This is a genomic window from Streptomyces sp. V1I1, from assembly GCF_030817355.1.
Lineage (GTDB): Bacteria > Actinomycetota > Actinomycetes > Streptomycetales > Streptomycetaceae > Streptomyces.
In genome coordinates, this window is the sequence record NZ_JAUSZH010000001.1 from 1,083,640 (window position 1) to 1,099,044 (window position 15,405).

At 69.7% G+C, this 15,405-nt stretch carries 12 protein-coding genes; 1 reads left to right on the top strand and 11 read right to left on the bottom strand.

Annotated elements, in window-relative coordinates:
• Window positions 1-581 precede the first annotated feature (581 nt).
• Window positions 582-2,672, bottom strand: coding sequence for an alpha-galactosidase (locus tag QFZ67_RS05405; RefSeq protein WP_307659939.1), 2,091 nt, complete (start codon window positions 2,670-2,672; stop codon window positions 582-584).
• Window positions 2,673-2,854: 182 nt separating this feature from the next.
• Between QFZ67_RS05405 and QFZ67_RS05410 the strand changes: the two genes are divergently transcribed.
• Window positions 2,855-3,667 (top strand): tyrosine-protein phosphatase, encoded by an 813-nt coding sequence (locus tag QFZ67_RS05410; RefSeq protein WP_307659940.1) that lies wholly within the window; start codon window positions 2,855-2,857, stop codon window positions 3,665-3,667.
• Between the two features lie 21 nt (window positions 3,668-3,688).
• Here the strand turns inward: QFZ67_RS05410 and QFZ67_RS05415 are convergent, their stop codons facing one another.
• The 10 genes from QFZ67_RS05415 to hpnE all read right to left on the bottom strand — a co-directional run bounded on the left by QFZ67_RS05415 (window position 3,689) and on the right by hpnE (window position 15,351).
• On the bottom strand, window positions 3,689-3,820 hold the full coding sequence (locus tag QFZ67_RS05415; protein ID WP_307659941.1) for a DUF6126 family protein: 132 nt from the start codon (window positions 3,818-3,820) through the stop codon (window positions 3,689-3,691).
• A gap of 19 nt (window positions 3,821-3,839) precedes the next feature.
• Window positions 3,840-4,430 (bottom strand): helix-turn-helix domain-containing protein, encoded by a 591-nt coding sequence (locus QFZ67_RS05420; protein ID WP_307659942.1) that lies wholly within the window; start codon window positions 4,428-4,430, stop codon window positions 3,840-3,842.
• 67 nt (window positions 4,431-4,497) lie between these two features.
• Entirely contained in the window at window positions 4,498-5,910 is a 1,413-nt protein-coding gene (locus tag QFZ67_RS05425; RefSeq protein WP_307659943.1) for an aspartate aminotransferase family protein, read from the bottom strand.
• Window positions 5,907-7,793, bottom strand: a complete 1,887-nt coding sequence (gene dxs, locus QFZ67_RS05430; RefSeq protein ID WP_307659944.1) for a 1-deoxy-D-xylulose-5-phosphate synthase — start codon at window positions 7,791-7,793, stop codon at window positions 5,907-5,909. Before dxs ends, QFZ67_RS05425 begins: the two co-directional genes overlap by 4 nt.
• Before the next feature lie 24 nt (window positions 7,794-7,817).
• Window positions 7,818-8,984 (bottom strand): flavodoxin-dependent (E)-4-hydroxy-3-methylbut-2-enyl-diphosphate synthase, encoded by a 1,167-nt coding sequence (gene ispG / locus QFZ67_RS05435; protein WP_307659945.1) that lies wholly within the window; start codon window positions 8,982-8,984, stop codon window positions 7,818-7,820.
• Between the two features lie 4 nt (window positions 8,985-8,988).
• Window positions 8,989-10,011 carry an adenosyl-hopene transferase HpnH gene (gene hpnH / locus QFZ67_RS05440; RefSeq protein WP_307659946.1) on the bottom strand — a complete coding sequence of 341 codons (1,023 nt, stop codon included), beginning with the start codon at window positions 10,009-10,011 and terminating at the stop codon, window positions 8,989-8,991.
• Window positions 10,012-10,016: 5 nt separating this feature from the next.
• Window positions 10,017-10,676 (bottom strand): 1-hydroxy-2-methyl-2-butenyl 4-diphosphate reductase, encoded by a 660-nt coding sequence (locus QFZ67_RS05445; protein ID WP_307659947.1) that lies wholly within the window; start codon window positions 10,674-10,676, stop codon window positions 10,017-10,019.
• Window positions 10,676-12,718 carry a squalene--hopene cyclase gene (gene shc / locus QFZ67_RS05450; RefSeq protein WP_307659948.1) on the bottom strand — a complete coding sequence of 681 codons (2,043 nt, stop codon included), beginning with the start codon at window positions 12,716-12,718 and terminating at the stop codon, window positions 10,676-10,678. Before shc ends, QFZ67_RS05445 begins: the two co-directional genes overlap by 1 nt.
• Before the next feature lie 141 nt (window positions 12,719-12,859).
• Window positions 12,860-13,927 (bottom strand): polyprenyl synthetase family protein, encoded by a 1,068-nt coding sequence (locus tag QFZ67_RS05455; RefSeq protein WP_307665732.1) that lies wholly within the window; start codon window positions 13,925-13,927, stop codon window positions 12,860-12,862.
• 38 nt (window positions 13,928-13,965) lie between these two features.
• Window positions 13,966-15,351, bottom strand: a complete 1,386-nt coding sequence (gene hpnE, locus QFZ67_RS05460; protein ID WP_307659949.1) for a hydroxysqualene dehydroxylase HpnE — start codon at window positions 15,349-15,351, stop codon at window positions 13,966-13,968.
• Between the last annotated feature and the right edge of the window lie 54 nt (window positions 15,352-15,405).

Below are 15,405 nucleotides of genomic sequence, written 5' to 3' on the forward strand. Positions count from 1 at the left end.
GCAGAATTCCGGTTACGCTCCGTAAAATGTGGATCTCGACCGGATCTCAACTACCCTTCCGGCAACGGAGTTCGGCTCCGACGGACCACCACACACCGTCACGGATATGATCCTGCTCACGGGCCGGACCCCATCTCCCCTGTATACGGGGCACGTTATGCCGAACGGGCCAATTCGGACAGAAGCGTCATTTAATGACGATCGACCGATCACTCTCACTTGCCCCCTATTCCTGCCAGCATCGCAGGAATTCTTCCGCGAACCGCCACCCCCGCTCGGCGACTAGCCCCCCTCCTCTACCGCAAAACTGGACAAAATGCCGTCGTCGACGATCGACGGGGTCTCCGAAGGGTGGAGCCGGTCCGCGGAGGCCACGGGGGCGTCGTAGCGAAGGACGCCGCGATCGCGCCGAACCGGAGGTGCCCGCGGCGCGCGGGATGAGTGCAGGACGAAGATCCTGAATTCGGTGTCGCCGAAGGCGAAAATCGGTTCCTCGAAATCCGCGGCAGGCTTGAGCCGGAGCAGTCGCCGAAATTCGTTGCAGCGGGCTACGGAGGTAAGCCGCGCCCCGGCGAGTCGAATCAGCGGCGGCGCAGCCGGATCACGGTGGCGTCCATGTCGCCCTTGAGCCCGGGGTGCAATCCGTGGTGCAGGAGTACGGCCCCCCGGTGTACGGCGCCGGTGTCCAGGCACTCGTAGGCGGCTGCCGGGTCGAGGCCGCGCAGCCTGAGCCTGGGCGGCTGCTCGCCGTAGTGCTGTGCCTGGAGCCAGGCGAGGACAACGCTCTCGTCGCCGCGTACGTACTGCACGGCGCTCAGCCCGCCCTCGGGCGCCCGCAGCCGATGCAGCTCGCCGTGCTGCACCAGCGGCCTGATCTTCTTGTACAGGTCCACCCAGCCGCGTGCCTCGGCGAGTTCCTCATCGGTCCACTCGGTGAGGTCGCCGCCGACCCCGAGAACACCGGCCATCGCGCTGACGAAGCGGAAGCGGAGCGTGCTGAACCGGCCGTTGAGCTGGACGTTGGGGCTGTCGGTGACCCAGGCCGCCATGACCCGAGCCGGGTGCAGCTGGGTGAAGCCCTGCTGGATGGCGAGGCGGTCCAGCGGATCGGTGTTGTCGGAGGTCCACACCTGGTCGGTGCGGGAGAGGATGCCGAGGTCGATCCGGCCGCCGCCGCCCGAGCACGACTCGAAGGCGACGGACGGATGCGCGGCCCGCAGCCGGTCAAGGAGTGCGTACAGCGCGTGCACATGCTCGACCCACAGCTTCTGCGGGTACTCCTCGCCGGGCCAGCCGGCGTCCGTGAAGCAGCGGTTGAAGTCCCACTTCACATAGTCGATGGGCGCGCTGCTGAGCAGCGTGTCCAACTGCTCCCAGAGATAGGCCTGTACGTCCTCGCGCGCGAGGTTCAGCACGAGCTGGTTGCGGAATTCGGTCCTGGCGCGGCCCGGGTGGTGCTGCACCCAGTCGGGGTGCGCGCGGTAGAGGTCGCTGTCTGCGTTGACCATCTCCGGCTCGACCCAGATGCCGAACTGCATTCCCAGCGCGTGCACTTCGTCGGCGAGCGGCCCCAGCCCCTTCGGGAAGCGCTCGGCGTTGGGCGTCCAGTCGCCGAGCCCGGCGCGGTCGCTGGTGCGCTGCCCGAACCACGCGTCGTCCACCACGAACAGCTCGACGCCCATGGCCGCGGCCCGCTGCGCGAGCGCCCGCTGCTGCTCCTCGGAGATGTCGAAACCGGTCGCTTCCCAGGAGTTGTAAAGGACGGGCCGCTCGGTCGCCGCGTCGGGGATGACATGCGCCAGCTGCCAGGCGTGCCAGGCCCGGCTGGCCCCGCCGAATCCGCCGTCGGTCCACAGCCCGGCGAAGACGGGCGAGGTGTACGACTGCCCGGGCGCGAGCCGCAGCAGTCCCGATTCGTCGTAGCCCGCGCCGCCGGTGATCTGCACGAGACCGTCGGGCAGCTGCTGTACGGAGATCCGCCAGGACCCGGACCAGCCGAGGGCACAGGCGTACACCTCGCCTCGCTCCTCCGTGGCCCCCTCCGCGTCCAGCGCGACCCACGGCAGATGCTGGTGCCCGGTGTGGCCGCGACGGCTGCCGATCACCTTCTCGCCGTACGTCAGCTCCGACCGTACGAGCAGCGACTCGGCGGCCCAGCGGCCGTGCAGCTGGCTGAGCCGCCAGCGGTCGCGCTGCGGCAGCGTCCAGGCGGCGGCGTCGGCCCGCAGCAGCTCCAGGTCGGGGCCGTCGCCCTCGTGGGCGACGGTGACCCAGCGCTCGATGATGTCCGCGTCGTCGCGCATCCGGTGGTGCAGGGTGAGGCCGAGGCCGTGTACGGCATCGGTGAAGCGGAGCCGCAGTTCGTCGCCGTCCACCGCGTGACCGGCGAAGGTCCACTCCGTGCCGCGTACTTCTGGCGTACGGACGGAGAGCGCCGGGCGTACGAAGCGGGGTCCGCCCTCGACCGGGTACTCCTCGTGCCCGTCGAGCTGCGACTCGAAGGGCCAGTAGGGCGGCAGTACCCGGTCCGCGAGCGCCTCCGCGTCGGCGCCGGAAATCCGGGAGCCCCAATGGAGATGCAGCAGTTCGTCGTCGTCCGTGAGGTGCAGCGCATAACTGCTCGTGGGTCCGGAGAGAACCCACGTACGCCCCTTGCCAACGCTCTCGATCATCCCGACCCCTCAGATACTCACAGGTCCGCACAGGCCCGCACATCATCCGACGTGGACCGCTGCCGGTGCAACGGCCTTGCGGGAGACGGTCGAGATGATTGCCTGATGAAGCGGTGTCGTATCGTCGGGAACGCGCCATCGTCGGCGAGCAGCGCCGACGGCAGTTCACTTCAGGAGCCCCCGTGACGCAGCAGCTGCCGCAGGTCCCGTCGACAGAGCCGGAACTGGCCGGAGTGCGCAACTTCCGGGACGTGGGCGGCCTGCCGACAGTGGACGGCAGGAAAGTGCGGCACGGCCGGCTCTTCCGCAGCGGCCATCTCGCGCACGCGACCGGGTCCGACGCCTCGTTCCTCAGCACGCTGGGCCTGCACACGATCTTCGACTTCCGCAACGCGGCGGACATGCGGCTGGAGGGCCCCGACGTCGAGCTGCCCGGCGTACGCAATGTGAATCTGCCGCTGACCGACCCGGCCGACGGCGCCGAGTTCTGGAAGATGGTCCGGGACGGCGACCTCGACCAGCTGCGGTCGATCCTCGCGGACGGCAAGGCGGCGGGGCGGATGTCGGCCTCGTACCGGACGATCATCAAGCAGCGCACCGCCGAGCACAGCAGGGTCCTGCACGCGCTCGCGGAGGACAGCGTCCCGGCCCTGATGCACTGCGCGGCGGGCAAGGACCGCGCCGGTCTGTCGGTAGCCGTCTCGCTGCTGGCGGTCGGCGTCGAGCGGGAGGCCATCGAGGCGGACTACCTCAAGTCCAATGACCCGCACCGCCGTTACCTCGTCCGGCGCAGCGACAATTCCCCGGCCGCGACGTCCCCGGAAGTGATGGAGCTGCTGTCCCCGCTCTTCGACGCGCGGGCCGAGTACCTGAGCGCGGCCTTCGAAACGATCGAGCAGACCTGGGGCACCACCGAGCGCTACCTCACCGAGGGCCTGAAGGTGAGCCCGCAGACGCGCGAGCGGCTGCGCGACCGGCTCCTCGACGAGGCCTGAGCCGGGCTCACCGGTTCCGCGCTACTGGTTCTGGCCGCCCAGCAGGAAGAGCAGATAGAGGAAGGCGGCGAAGAGATGACCCGCCACCAGGTAGGCGAAGAGCCGGATCACCAGCCCTCGGGGGAACTTCCCCTCTTCGTTGTGCTTGGACATAGCAGACCTCTCACGTGTGTCAGGCATGCGGATGGATGTCGGGGCTCTGCAGCAGCGTGTGTACGAAGAGCAGCCGGACCCCGTCGGGCGTGGCCGCCGCGATGCGGTGCGGGGTCATGGAGTCGAAGTGCGCGCTGTCCCCGGGGCTCAGATCGTGCACCGCTTCGCCCAGGCCCAGCCGCAGCCGCCCGTCGAGGACATACAGCCACTCCTCGCCGGGATGCACCCGGACCACATCGCCCTGGCTGCCGTACGGGACCACCAGCCGCAGGGCCTGCATCGCCCGGCCGGGGCCGCCTGCCCGGTGGTACGTCCAGCCGTCGGCCGCCGCGGTCTCCCCGCGACCGGCGCGGATGATGGGCTCGTGTTCCGGCGCCGACTCGCCGAGGAGCTCGGCGACCGTCGTACCGTAGATACGGGCAAGTCCCAGCAGCATCGGCAGCGACGGCTGGCGGTGTCCCGTCTCCAGTCGGGAGAGGTGGGCGGGCGAGAGGCCCGCCCGCTGGGCGGCCGCTTCCAGGGTGAGACCGCGACGGCGGCGCAGTTCGCGCAGCCGTGGTGCGACATCGGGCAGCGAGGTGTCCGCCGCCCCTCCGGCAGGGGTGCTCATATGCCCATTGGGCCAGGAACCTGCCTCTGAGGCAAATTTATTGCCTCAGGGGCAAAAGTGCCGAAAGTCAGCGGTTGGCGACCGCCTGCTTGACCAGCGTCTTGCCGAAGTCCCACATCAGCCCGCCGCCGCCGTGGGCGTCGTCCATCACGGCCGTGAAGGCCGCCACGAACCGGTCGACCTCCCGCTCACCGATGGTCAGCGGCGGAATCAACTTGATCACTTCCAGATGGTCCCCGGAGACCTGGGTGAGGATCCGGTGCTTCTGCAGCAGAGGCACCACGACCATCTGCGCGAAGAGACCCTTGCGGGCCGCCTGAAGCATGGTCCAGCGACTGCGCAGCTTGATCGAGTCGGGCCGGCCGAACTCGATGCCGACCATCAGGCCGCGCCCCCGCACCTCGTGCAGCAGCTCATAGCGGTCGACGAGCGCCGCCAGCCGGGAGCGCAGCAGCTCGCCGGTCACCCGCGCATTGGCGACGACCTGCTCGTCCTCGATCACCGAGAGGACGGCGAGCCCGGCGGCCATCGCCTGGGCGTTGGATCCGAAGCTCGCCGAGTGCACCAGCACCCGGTCCATCGACGAGTAGACCTTCTTGAAGATCCAGTCCTTGCCGAGGGTCGCTCCGACCGGTACGTAACCGCCCGAGAGCGCCTTCGCCACACAGACCAGATCCGGCTCGACCCCTTCCTCGTACTGGTACGCGTAGAAGTCGCCGGTCCTGCCCAGGCCCGTCTGTACCTCGTCCGCGATCAGCAGCGCCTTGTGCTTGTGCAGCAGCTCCTGGGCCGCGTACAGGAACCCGGGGGGCGTCGCGTGCACGCCCTTGCCCTGGATCGGCTCCACGACGAAGCCCGCCACATCGCCGCGCGTCAGCTCCCGCTCCAGCGCGGCCAGATCGCCGAGCCCGATCGCGGTGTCGGGCAGCAGCGGCGCGAATCCGTCCCGGAACCCCGCCTCCCCGTTGACCGACAGGGATCCGGTGGTCAGCCCGTGGAAGGCGTGCGAGCAGTACAGGATCCTCGGCTTCCCGGTGGCGTACCGGGCGAACTTCAGCGCGGTCTCCACCGCCTCCGTACCGCTGTTGCCGAAGAACACCCGGTCCAGGTGCGGACTGTGCGCCAGCAGCTTCTCCGCGAGCAGCCCGGGCAGCGGCTGGCAGTCGAAGCGCGTGAGGTCCGCGAGCGAGGCGTCCAGGACGTCGTGCAGCGCCTTGCGTACGACCGGGTGGTGCCGGCCGAGCCCCATCACCCCGAAGCCCGCGAGCATGTCGAGATAGTCGTTGCCGTCGGCGTCCCAGAAGTACGCGCCCTCGGCCCGTTCGTAGATCTTGTCGAAGCCGATGGTGTGCAGCATGCGCGGCAGCTGGTGGTTGAGATGTCGCGCATGCAGCTCATAGCGCTCTGCCCCGCGCTCCGCGAGGAGTCCGGCCAGATCGAAGCCCTTGAGCGGCTCGGTGCCCGTCGGCGGCTCGGTCATTCCTCAGCTCTCCTCTCCTTGACCGCCATGGCGGCACTGATCCGTCCTGCGATCTCCACCGGGGTGAGCCCGATGTCGGCGAGTACCTCGCCGCGTTTGGCGTGCGCGAGGAACTGCTCGGGGATGCCGTAGGTACGCAGCGGCACATCCACGCCGGCGTCCCGCAGTGCCTGTCCGACGGCCGAACCGACCCCGCCGTTGCGGCTGTTGTCCTCCACCACGGCCACCAGACGGTGCTGCGCGGCGAGCGGCGCGAGCTGTTCGTCGACGGGCTTGACCCAGCGCGGGTCCACAACGGTGCAGGCGATGCCGCGGCCCTTGAGCAGCTCGACACTCTGCAGGCAGACGGACGCGAGCGCGCCCACCGACACCAGCAGCACATCGGCGTCGTCCGCCCGGTGCAGTACGTCCATCCCGCCGATCCGCCCGATCGCCCCGACCGGCTCGCCCACCGACTCCTTCGGGAAGCGCAGCACGGTCGGCGCGTCGTCCGCATCGACTGCCTCGCGCAGCTCCGCACGCAGCCGGTCGGCGTCGCGCGGCGCGGCGATCCGCAGCCCGGGCACGACCTGGAGGATCGACATGTCCCACATGCCGTTGTGGGACGGACCGTCGACGCCGGTGACGCCCGCCCGGTCGAGTACGAATGTCACCCCGCACTTGTGCAGGGCGACGTCCATCAGCAGCTGATCGAAGGCACGGTTGAGGAAGGTGGCGTACACAGCGACGACGGGATGCAGCCCGCCGGTGGCGAGCCCGGCCGCGGAGACCACGGCGTGCTGCTCGGCGATCCCGACGTCCCACACCCGGTCGGGGAACCGCTCGGCGAACTTCGTCAGACCGACGGGGTGCAGCATCGCGGCCGTGATCGCCACGACGTCCGGCCGCTCGGCCCCGATCGCGGCGATCTCGTCCCCGAACACCGAAGTCCAGGACGGCCCGTTGGACGGCGCGAGCGGCTCGCAGGTCAGCGGGTCCATCACCCCGACGGTGTGGAAGCGGTCGGCCTCGTCCTCCAGGGCCGGCTGGTAGCCGCGGCCCTTCTCGGTCAGGCAGTGCACCAGTACGGGCCCGTGGAAGCGCTTGGCCCGGCGCAGCGCGGATTCGACGGCCGCGATGTCGTGCCCGTCTATCGGCCCCAGGTACTTCAGGCCGAGATCCTCGAACATTCCCTGTGGCGCGAAGGCGTCCTTGAACCCCTTCTTCGCGCCGTGCAGCGATTCGTACAGCGGCTTCCCGACGACGGGGGTGTGCTGCAGAACGTCCTTGCCCCAGGCCAGCACCCGTTCGTAGCCGTCGGTCGTACGGAGTGTGGCGAGGTGGTTGGCGAGTCCGCCGATCGTCGGGGCGTACGAGCGCTCGTTGTCGTTGACGACGATGATCAGCGGCCGGTCCTTCGCCGCGGCGATGTTGTTGAGCGCCTCCCAGGCCATGCCGCCGGTGAGCGCGCCGTCCCCGATGACCGCGACGACATGATCACTGCTGCCCAGCACCTGATGCGCCTTGGCAAGACCGTCCGCCCAGCCGAGGACCGTCGACGCGTGGGAGTTCTCTATGACGTCGTGCTCGGACTCCTCGCGGGAGGGGTAGCCGGAGAGCCCGCCCTTGCCCCGCAGCTTGGAGAAGTCCTGTCGGCCGGTGAGCAGTTTGTGTACGTAGCTCTGGTGCCCGGTGTCCCACAGAATGCGGTCGACGGGCGAGTCGAAGACCCGGTGCAGGGCGACGGTCAGTTCCACCACCCCGAGGTTGGGACCCAGATGCCCCCCAGTCCTGGCCACCGCGTGCACCAGGAACTCTCTGATCTCCTTGGCGAGTTCTTCGAGTTCGCCATCGGTCAGCGCCTTGACATCGCGCGGCCCCCGGATGCTCTCAAGAATCGTCACGGTCGGACCCCCTTCACATGCTGTTCAGCTCACGGTGACGGCGGGCGGCCCTGAGGCCGCCCCTGCGTCCTCCATGGATTCGGCGATCTTCATCGCCTCTTCGATGAGGGTCTCGACGATCTTCGACTCGGGCACGGTCTTGATGACCTCACCCTTGACGAAGATCTGACCCTTCCCATTGCCCGACGCCACTCCGAGGTCCGCTTCCCTCGCCTCGCCCGGGCCGTTGACGACACACCCCATGACGGCGACGCGCAGCGGCACCTCCATGCCTTCGAGGCCGGCCGTGACCTGGTCGGCGAGCTTGTAGACATCGACCTGGGCACGGCCGCAGGAGGGGCAGGAGACGATCTCCAGGCGGCGCTGCTTGAGGTTGAGGGACTCCAGGATCTGGATGCCGACCTTGACCTCTTCGGCCGGCGGGGCGGACAGCGAGACCCGGATGGTGTCGCCGATGCCCTCGCTGAGCAGCGCGCCGAAGGCGACGGCCGACTTGATCGTGCCCTGGAAGGCGGGTCCGGCCTCCGTCACGCCGAGATGCAGCGGATAGTCGCAGGCGGCCGCCAGCTGCCGGTAGGCGCCCACCATCACGACCGGGTCGTTGTGCTTGACCGAGATCTTGATGTCGCGGAAGCCGTGCTCCTCGAAGAGCGACGCCTCCCACAGCGCCGACTCGACGAGCGCCTCCGGCGTCGCCTTCCCGTACTTGGCGAGCAGCCTCCGGTCCAGCGAACCGGCGTTCACCCCGATCCGGATCGGAATCCCCGCATCCGACGCGGCGCGGGCGATCTCCTTGACCTTGTCGTCGAACTGCTTGATGTTGCCCGGGTTCACCCGCACCGCCGCACACCCGGCGTCGATCGCCGCGAACACGTACTTCGGCTGGAAGTGAATGTCCGCGATCACCGGGATCTGCGACTTGCGCGCGATGGTGGCAAGCGCGTCCGCGTCGTCCTGGGTCGGACACGCCACCCGTACGATCTGGCAGCCGGACGCGGTCAGTTCCGCAATCTGCTGCAACGTCGCGCCGATGTCCGAAGTGCGCGTGGTCGTCATCGACTGCACCGATACGGGAGCGTCCCCGCCGACGGCCACCGGCCCGACCTGGATACGCCGCGAGGTGCGGCGCATCGCGATCGGCCGGGCCGGCAGCTCCGGGAGCCCCAGTGCGACTGGCTCTCCTGCGGACATCACGTCACCCGCGGTTTCCCGAGACGGTTTCGCGGGCCGCCCTGAGGGACTCCTTGAGGGAGCCCATGGTGGCGAGGACGGCGGTGGGCTCGTAGCCGCAGTGCGCCATGCAGTTGGCGCAGCGCGGGTCCTTGCCGCGGCCGTACTTGCTCCAGTCGGTCTCCTCGATGAGCTCCCGGTAGGTGGGGACGTATCCGTCGCTCATCAGATAGCAGGGGCGCTGCCAGCCGAAGAGCGAGTAGTTCGGGATCGCCCACGCCGTGCACGGGAAGTCCGCCTTGCCCTCGAGGAAGTCGAGGAAGAGCGGCGAGTGGTTGAGCCGCCAGCGCCGCCGGTTGCCGCCCGCGAAGGACTTCTTGAAGAGCTCGCGGGTCTGCTCCACGCCGAGGAAGTGCTCCTGGTCGGGCGCCTTCTCGTAGGCGTACGCGGGCGAGATCATCATCTCGTCCACCTTCAGGTCGTCATTGAGGTAGTTGAGCACCTCGATGACGGTCTGCGGGGTGTCGGTGTTGAAGAAGGTGGAGTTGGTGGTGACCCTGAAGCCGCGCTTCTTGGCCTCCTTGATCGCCTCCACCGCCTCGTCGAACACGCCTTCCTTGGCAACCGACTCGTCGTGCCGCTCGCGCAGCCCGTCGATGTGCACGGCGAAGGCGAAGTAGGGAGAAGGGGTGAACTCCTCGATCTTCTTGCGCAGCAGCATGGCATTGGTGCAGAGGAATACGTACTTCTTCTTGGCCACCAATTGCCGCACGATTTCATCGATCTGAGGGTGCATCAGCGGCTCGCCGCCCGCGATCGAGACCATTGGGGCCCCTGACTCGAGCACCGCCCCGACTGCCTGCGCGACCGGCATGCGCTGCTTCAGAATCCCGGCCGGGTGCTGGATCTTCCCGCAGCCCTCGCACTTCAAATTGCAGGCGAAGAGCGGCTCCAGCTCGACGATGAGCGGAAACTTCTCACGCTTGCGGAGCTTCTGTTCAATGAGGTACGTCCCGACCCTGATGGTCTGACGGAGCGGCATGGCCATCTAGCTCACCTCCTGGGGAGCAGAAAAGAACGGTGCCATTCAAAGAAAGCAGGAAGGACGGCACGAAGAACACGGAAAGCTGATATTCCACCGTGGACCGTGCTAATCCGGACGAGTTCATGCTCGGGAGCGTCCACGACCACCCGGACGGCCGCAACCGGACGGGATCCGGTGCTCAGGGCACCGCGCAGCGTGGCCGCGGACTCCATGTCCACGGCGATCGCCCCGGTGGCGCGCAGGTCGGCCCGCTCGTGACCCCGCACGACATGGTCGGACCCGATCAGCGGGCCGGTGTGCACGGTGCGTCCGGGCACGGCCCTGGCCACCGCCTTGACCAGCAGTTCCGTATCCGTACAGGCCGTGGCGCCGGCGGCGTGCCGGGTCTCGTCGGCGACGACCAGGTCCCCGGGGTGCATCCCGGGGGCGAGCCCGGCACAGAAGCCGGAGGCGACGACCGCCGCGTTCCGCAGCGGCCCGTCACCGCCCAGCGCGCCCAGCACGGCACGCTCCGCGTTGTGCGGCCCCATGCCGGTACGGAGCACCGTCACCGGGCCGAGTGCGCCGCTGCGGTCGCCGCTGCGCAGGGCGAGCTTCTCGATGCCGAGCGCACAGGCGATCAGCAGCGGCGCGGCGGAGCCGGACGACGGCTCCGGGGATCCTTCCATCAGCCCCCCTCGCGGCTGTCTGCGCGGTCGGCGAAGGGCTCCCCGTGCACGTAGCGGCCCAGGGCCGTGAGCGGGAAGACCTGCCGGTAGAGGTGGTAGTTGATGGAGAAGTCCCAGGGGAAACCGGTGCCGGTGAAGTACGGCTCGTCCCAGGACCCGTCCGCCTGCTGGGTCTCGGCGAGCCAGGCCACGCCCCGCTCGACCGACTTGCTCTCCCGCTCCCCCGCCGCGAGCAGCGCGAGCAGCGCCCAGGCGGTCTGGGAGGCGGTGGAGGCGCCGTGGCCGATCCACTGCTGCATGGGGGTCCCCCCAGGACGAAGTCTCTGGGGGAGGTAGGAGCGCAGGTCCTCGCCCCAGCCTCCGTCGTCGTTCTGGACGGATTCGAGCCAGCGGACGGCCCGGCGGATCGCGGGGTGCGAGACCGGCAGTCCGGCCGCGGTCAGCGCGGGGACCACCGAGCCTGTTCCGTACACGTAGTTGACACCCCAGCGGCCGAACCAGGCGCCGCTGAGCTCCTGTTCGGCCAGCAGCCACTCGATACCGCGCCGGGTACGGGGGTGTTGGGCCTTGCCCTCGTAGGCCAGCATCTCGACGACATGCGCGGTGACGTCCGCCGACGGCGGGTCGATGACCTCACCGAAGTCGCAGAACGGCAGCCGGTTGGGGAAAGCACTGGTGTTGTCGGCGTCGAACGCGGCCCAGGCACCATTCCTGGACTGCATCCCGAGGGTCCAGGCGCCGGCCCGCGCGACCGCCGCGTCGACCGACTGCGGATCGGGGTGTTTGACCCGTCGCAGGGCGAGGATCACCTCGGCCGTGTCGTCGATGTCCGGGTAGTTGTCGTTGTGGAACTCGAACGCCCAGCCGCTGGGCGAGAGTTGAGGTCTGCGTACGGCCCAGTCGCCGGGCCGTACGATCTCCTCGGCCAGCATCCAGTCGGCGGCCTTGACCAGCGCGGGGTGATCCGCCGGCAGCCCGGCGTCGGCGAGGGCGATGGTGGCCAGGCAGGTGTCCCAGACGGGCGACTGACAGGCCTCGATCATCCGCGCACCGTCCTCGCGCCATAAGGCGAACCGGTCGAGCGACTCAAGACCGGCCCGCATCACGGGGTGCTGAAGGTCGTAGCCGAGCAGATGCAGGGCGATCACGGAGTAGACGGCGGGCGGCTGGATGCCACCCCAGCAGCCGTCGTTCTCCTGGCGCTCGATGATCCAGCGCGCTGCGGCGTTCATGGCCGCTCCGCGCAGCCGGCGCGGTGCGACCTTGTGGTACGCATGCAGCGCCTTGTCGGCGCGCTGGAAGAATCCGTCCCAACTCGCCGCGGAAGCAAGGGGCTTGGGCGGGTTCGGCACCCGGGCGTCGGTGTGCAGCTCGTCGAGCGCGAATGGCGCGGGCCGCACCGGCCGCTTCGCCGAGACGACGGTGAGCGGCACGATGGTCTGGCGCGCCCAGCAGCCGAAGTCGTAGATGTTGAGCGGGAACCACTTGGGCAGGAAGATCAGTTCGGGCGGCAGTTCGGGAAGGTCGTCCCACTTCCACCAGCCGAACAGCGCCAGCCAGATCCGGGTGAAGACCCGGCTCGCCGCGATGCCGCCCCGTTGCCTGATCCAGGCGGAGGCGCGCGCCATGTGCGGATCGTCCGGCCTGTCGCCGGCCAGCCGGAGCGCGACGTATGCCTCGATGGTGGTGGAGAGTTCGCCGGGCCCGCCGTAGAAGGTGGCCCAGGTGCCGTCCTCACGCTGCTCGCCCCGGATGAAGCGGGCGGCCGCCTCGGTGATGCGCGAGTCCTGGATGCCGAGGAACTGACGGAGCAGCAGATCCTCGGCGTCCATCGTCACATTGGTCTCGAGGTCGCCCTTCCACCAGCCCTGGGCGTCCTGGCGACCGAGCAGATGCTCCACGGAGCGTTGTGCGGCCCGTCCGGCGGCTTCGAGGACGTCACTCGCAGCGGGGCGGTCGGCAGGATGAGTGTCGGTTGTTCTGCTGGCCGCGGCTGCGCCGGCCCCCGCGGGCCCGCTGCTTCCGTCGGTCGTCGCTGTCATGGCTTCCCCTTCGTTGCAGTGGCTCTCTGCTGTGCTGGGGTCTGACGTCGGCCGGCGCCCGGTTTCCCGTGCACCGGCCGGCGACTGCTTGGGGGCCTGGGGGCTAGCCCCCAGAAGACACGCGTATACGGGCGATGGTGATCATCTCTTCCGTACGACGACGAAGTCCGCGAGTGCGATGAGCTGCGCCCTCACCTGTTCCGGCATGTCGACGCGGCCCAGCGCCTCGATCGCGACGGCGTGCTGCCTGCGGGCCTCCTGGGAGGTCCAGTCGCGGCCGCCCGCTTTTTCGATCAGGGCCGCCCTGGTAGCGAATTCTTCCTCGGAGAAGCTGTCGAAGTCATTGCTCTTGGCGTCGGCCGCGAGCAGCTCTCCGAGGCGCTGTGAGGCCGGTCCGCCCGCGGCGAGCGCGGCGACGACCGGAAGGGACTTCTTGCGCTGGCGCAGATCGCTCCAGGTCTGCTTGCCGGTGGACTCCGGGTCGCCCCAGATGCCCAGCAGATCGTCCACGGCCTGGAAGGCGAGACCGAGGTGGTAGCCGTACGCCTCCAGCGTGTCGGCCGTGCGGTCGTCCGCCCCGCCGAGCACCGCGCCGATGGAGACGGCGCAGGCCAGCAGCGCGCCGGTCTTGTTGCCCTCCATCTCCAGGCACTCCTCGACGGTGACCCGCTCGCGGTGCTCGTAGGAGATGTCCTGGGCCTGGCCGTCGATGAGCTTGCGCGTGGCGGTGGTCAGCCGGCGCGTGGCGCGGCCCGCCTCGACGGTGCCGAGCTCCAGCAGGACTTCGCCCGCGAGCGCGAACAGCGCGTCGCCGACGAGGATCGCCTGGGCCGGTCCGTGCACCTTCCAGACGGTGTCGCGGTGGCGGCGCTGCTCGTCGCCGTCCATCAGGTCGTCGTGCAGCAGCGAGAAGTTGTGCACCAGCTCCACGGCCACGGCGCCGGGGATGCCGACCTCGGGGGCGGCGCCGGCCGCCTCGGCGGACAGCAGCGCGAGCGCGGGGCGTACGGCCTTGCCGCCGTCCCCGTCGGCGGGCCGTCCTTGCGCGTCGATCCAGCCGAAGTGGTAGGCGGCGACGGTGTCCATGGGCGGCGCGAGCCTGTCCACGGCTGCGCGCAGCACGGGGGTGGACATGGTCCGCCCGCGCTCCAGCAGTGCGACGATGTCGACTCCCGCTGCGGTGTCATCAGCAGGGCTCGCCGAGGGCACAGTCGGCACGGTCTCTCCTCTTGTTCCAGTACTGAAGCTCACGCCGCCTCCTTGAGCGGATGTTCATGGTGGCGGCCGAGCGCGGAGAGTGCGGCGCCCGCGGCGCTGAATCCGCTGCGTACGGCGCTCTCCATGGTCGCGGGCCACCCGGTGGCGGTCCACGAGCCCGCAAGGTACAGGCCGGGGGCCCGGGTGCGCGCACCCGGTCGCAGCCGGCCGACGCCTGGGGCCGGGGCGAAGGTCGCCGTCCGCTCCCGGGTGACGAAGAAGTCGCTTACCCGGGCGCCTCGCGCGGCGGGCAGCAGCCGCTCCAGCTCGGGCAGATACCGCTCGCGCAGTGCGGCGACGGGCGCATCGATCTCGTCCTCGGCGGCTGACTGGGACAGCGCCAGATACTGGCCGTCCCGCAGTCCGGAGGCCTCGGTGCGGTCGAAGACCCACTGGACCGGGGTGCCGAGCGCGGCGAAGAAGGGGCGGCGCAGCACCTTGCGGTCGTACAGGACATGGATGTTGAGGATCGGCGCGGTGCCGATGTCGAGCAGCCGGTCGGGGTCGTCGAGGGCCCCTTCGGGCAGCAGCGCATGGGCCTCGCGCTGCGGTACGGCGAGGACGACGGTGTCCGCGTCCAGTTGCTCGCCGTCCACCTCGACCTGCCAACGCCCGAGGCCCGCGCGGGAGATGCTCCGTACCCGGGTCGAGAGCTCGGTGCGTACGCCGGCCGAGTCGAGGGCCTTGCGGGCCAGCGTGTCGTGCAGGTCCCCGAGCGGCACACGGGCCCAGCCGATGTCGGCGGCGCCGGGCTCGGAGAGCAGTCCGGTCTTGAAGACCATGGCGGCGAGGCCCATCGAGGCGTTCGGCGCGGTGGCGTTCAGCGTCGCCACGCCGACCAGGTCCCAGAGGGCTTCGACGGTGCGCTGGGACTGGCCGTGGCGGCCCAGCCAGGTGGCGAAGTCGATGCCGTCCAGCGCCGGGTCGGCCGGGTCCAGCTTCCCGAGCGCGAGTGCGGCGCGCCCGACGGACGCGCGCTCGGCGAGCGAGAGGTGCGGATAGGTGGCGAGTCCGGCGGCGAGGTGCAGCGGTACGGGCAGCGCGGTGCGGCGCAGCCGTCCGAGACGCGGTCCGCGAGCCGGTGCGACGTCCAGTACGGGCACGTCCAACCGGTCCTGGAGCGGGGCGAGATGAGCGCCGTCCACTCGGTCGAGGAACCAGCGGTACGCGGTGCAGCAGCGCAGGTACACATGCTGGCCGTTGTCGACGGTGAGGTCTCCGCGGCGGAAGGAGAAGGCGAGGCCGCCCAGACGCGGGCGGCCTTCGAGGAGGGTGACGCCGACTCCCGCGTCGGCGAGTTGCAGCGCCGCGGTGACTCCGGCGAGTCCTCCGCCGATAACCACCGCGTGCCGGGACCGCGTGTCGTCGTCCGTCATGCGACCTCCCCTCGGGCCGTTGCAGTCTGGGACGCCGCGCCGCACCGGAGGGTT

Coding starts and splice junctions, on each gene's coding strand:
- QFZ67_RS05420 (WP_307659942.1), bottom strand. CDS start 4,430: ATGAGCACCCCTGCCGGAGGGGCGGCGGACACCTCGCTGCCCGATGTC.
- hpnH (WP_307659946.1), bottom strand. CDS start 10,011: ATGGCCATGCCGCTCCGTCAGACCATCAGGGTCGGGACGTACCTCATT.
- QFZ67_RS05425 (WP_307659943.1), bottom strand. CDS start 5,910: ATGACCGAGCCGCCGACGGGCACCGAGCCGCTCAAGGGCTTCGATCTG.
- QFZ67_RS05415 (WP_307659941.1), bottom strand. CDS start 3,820: ATGTCCAAGCACAACGAAGAGGGGAAGTTCCCCCGAGGGCTGGTGATC.
- QFZ67_RS05405 (WP_307659939.1), bottom strand. CDS start 2,672: ATGATCGAGAGCGTTGGCAAGGGGCGTACGTGGGTTCTCTCCGGACCC.
- shc (WP_307659948.1), bottom strand. CDS start 12,718: ATGACAGCGACGACCGACGGAAGCAGCGGGCCCGCGGGGGCCGGCGCA.
- QFZ67_RS05445 (WP_307659947.1), bottom strand. CDS start 10,676: ATGGAAGGATCCCCGGAGCCGTCGTCCGGCTCCGCCGCGCCGCTGCTG.
- hpnE (WP_307659949.1), bottom strand. CDS start 15,351: ATGACGGACGACGACACGCGGTCCCGGCACGCGGTGGTTATCGGCGGA.
- ispG (WP_307659945.1), bottom strand. CDS start 8,984: ATGTCCGCAGGAGAGCCAGTCGCACTGGGGCTCCCGGAGCTGCCGGCC.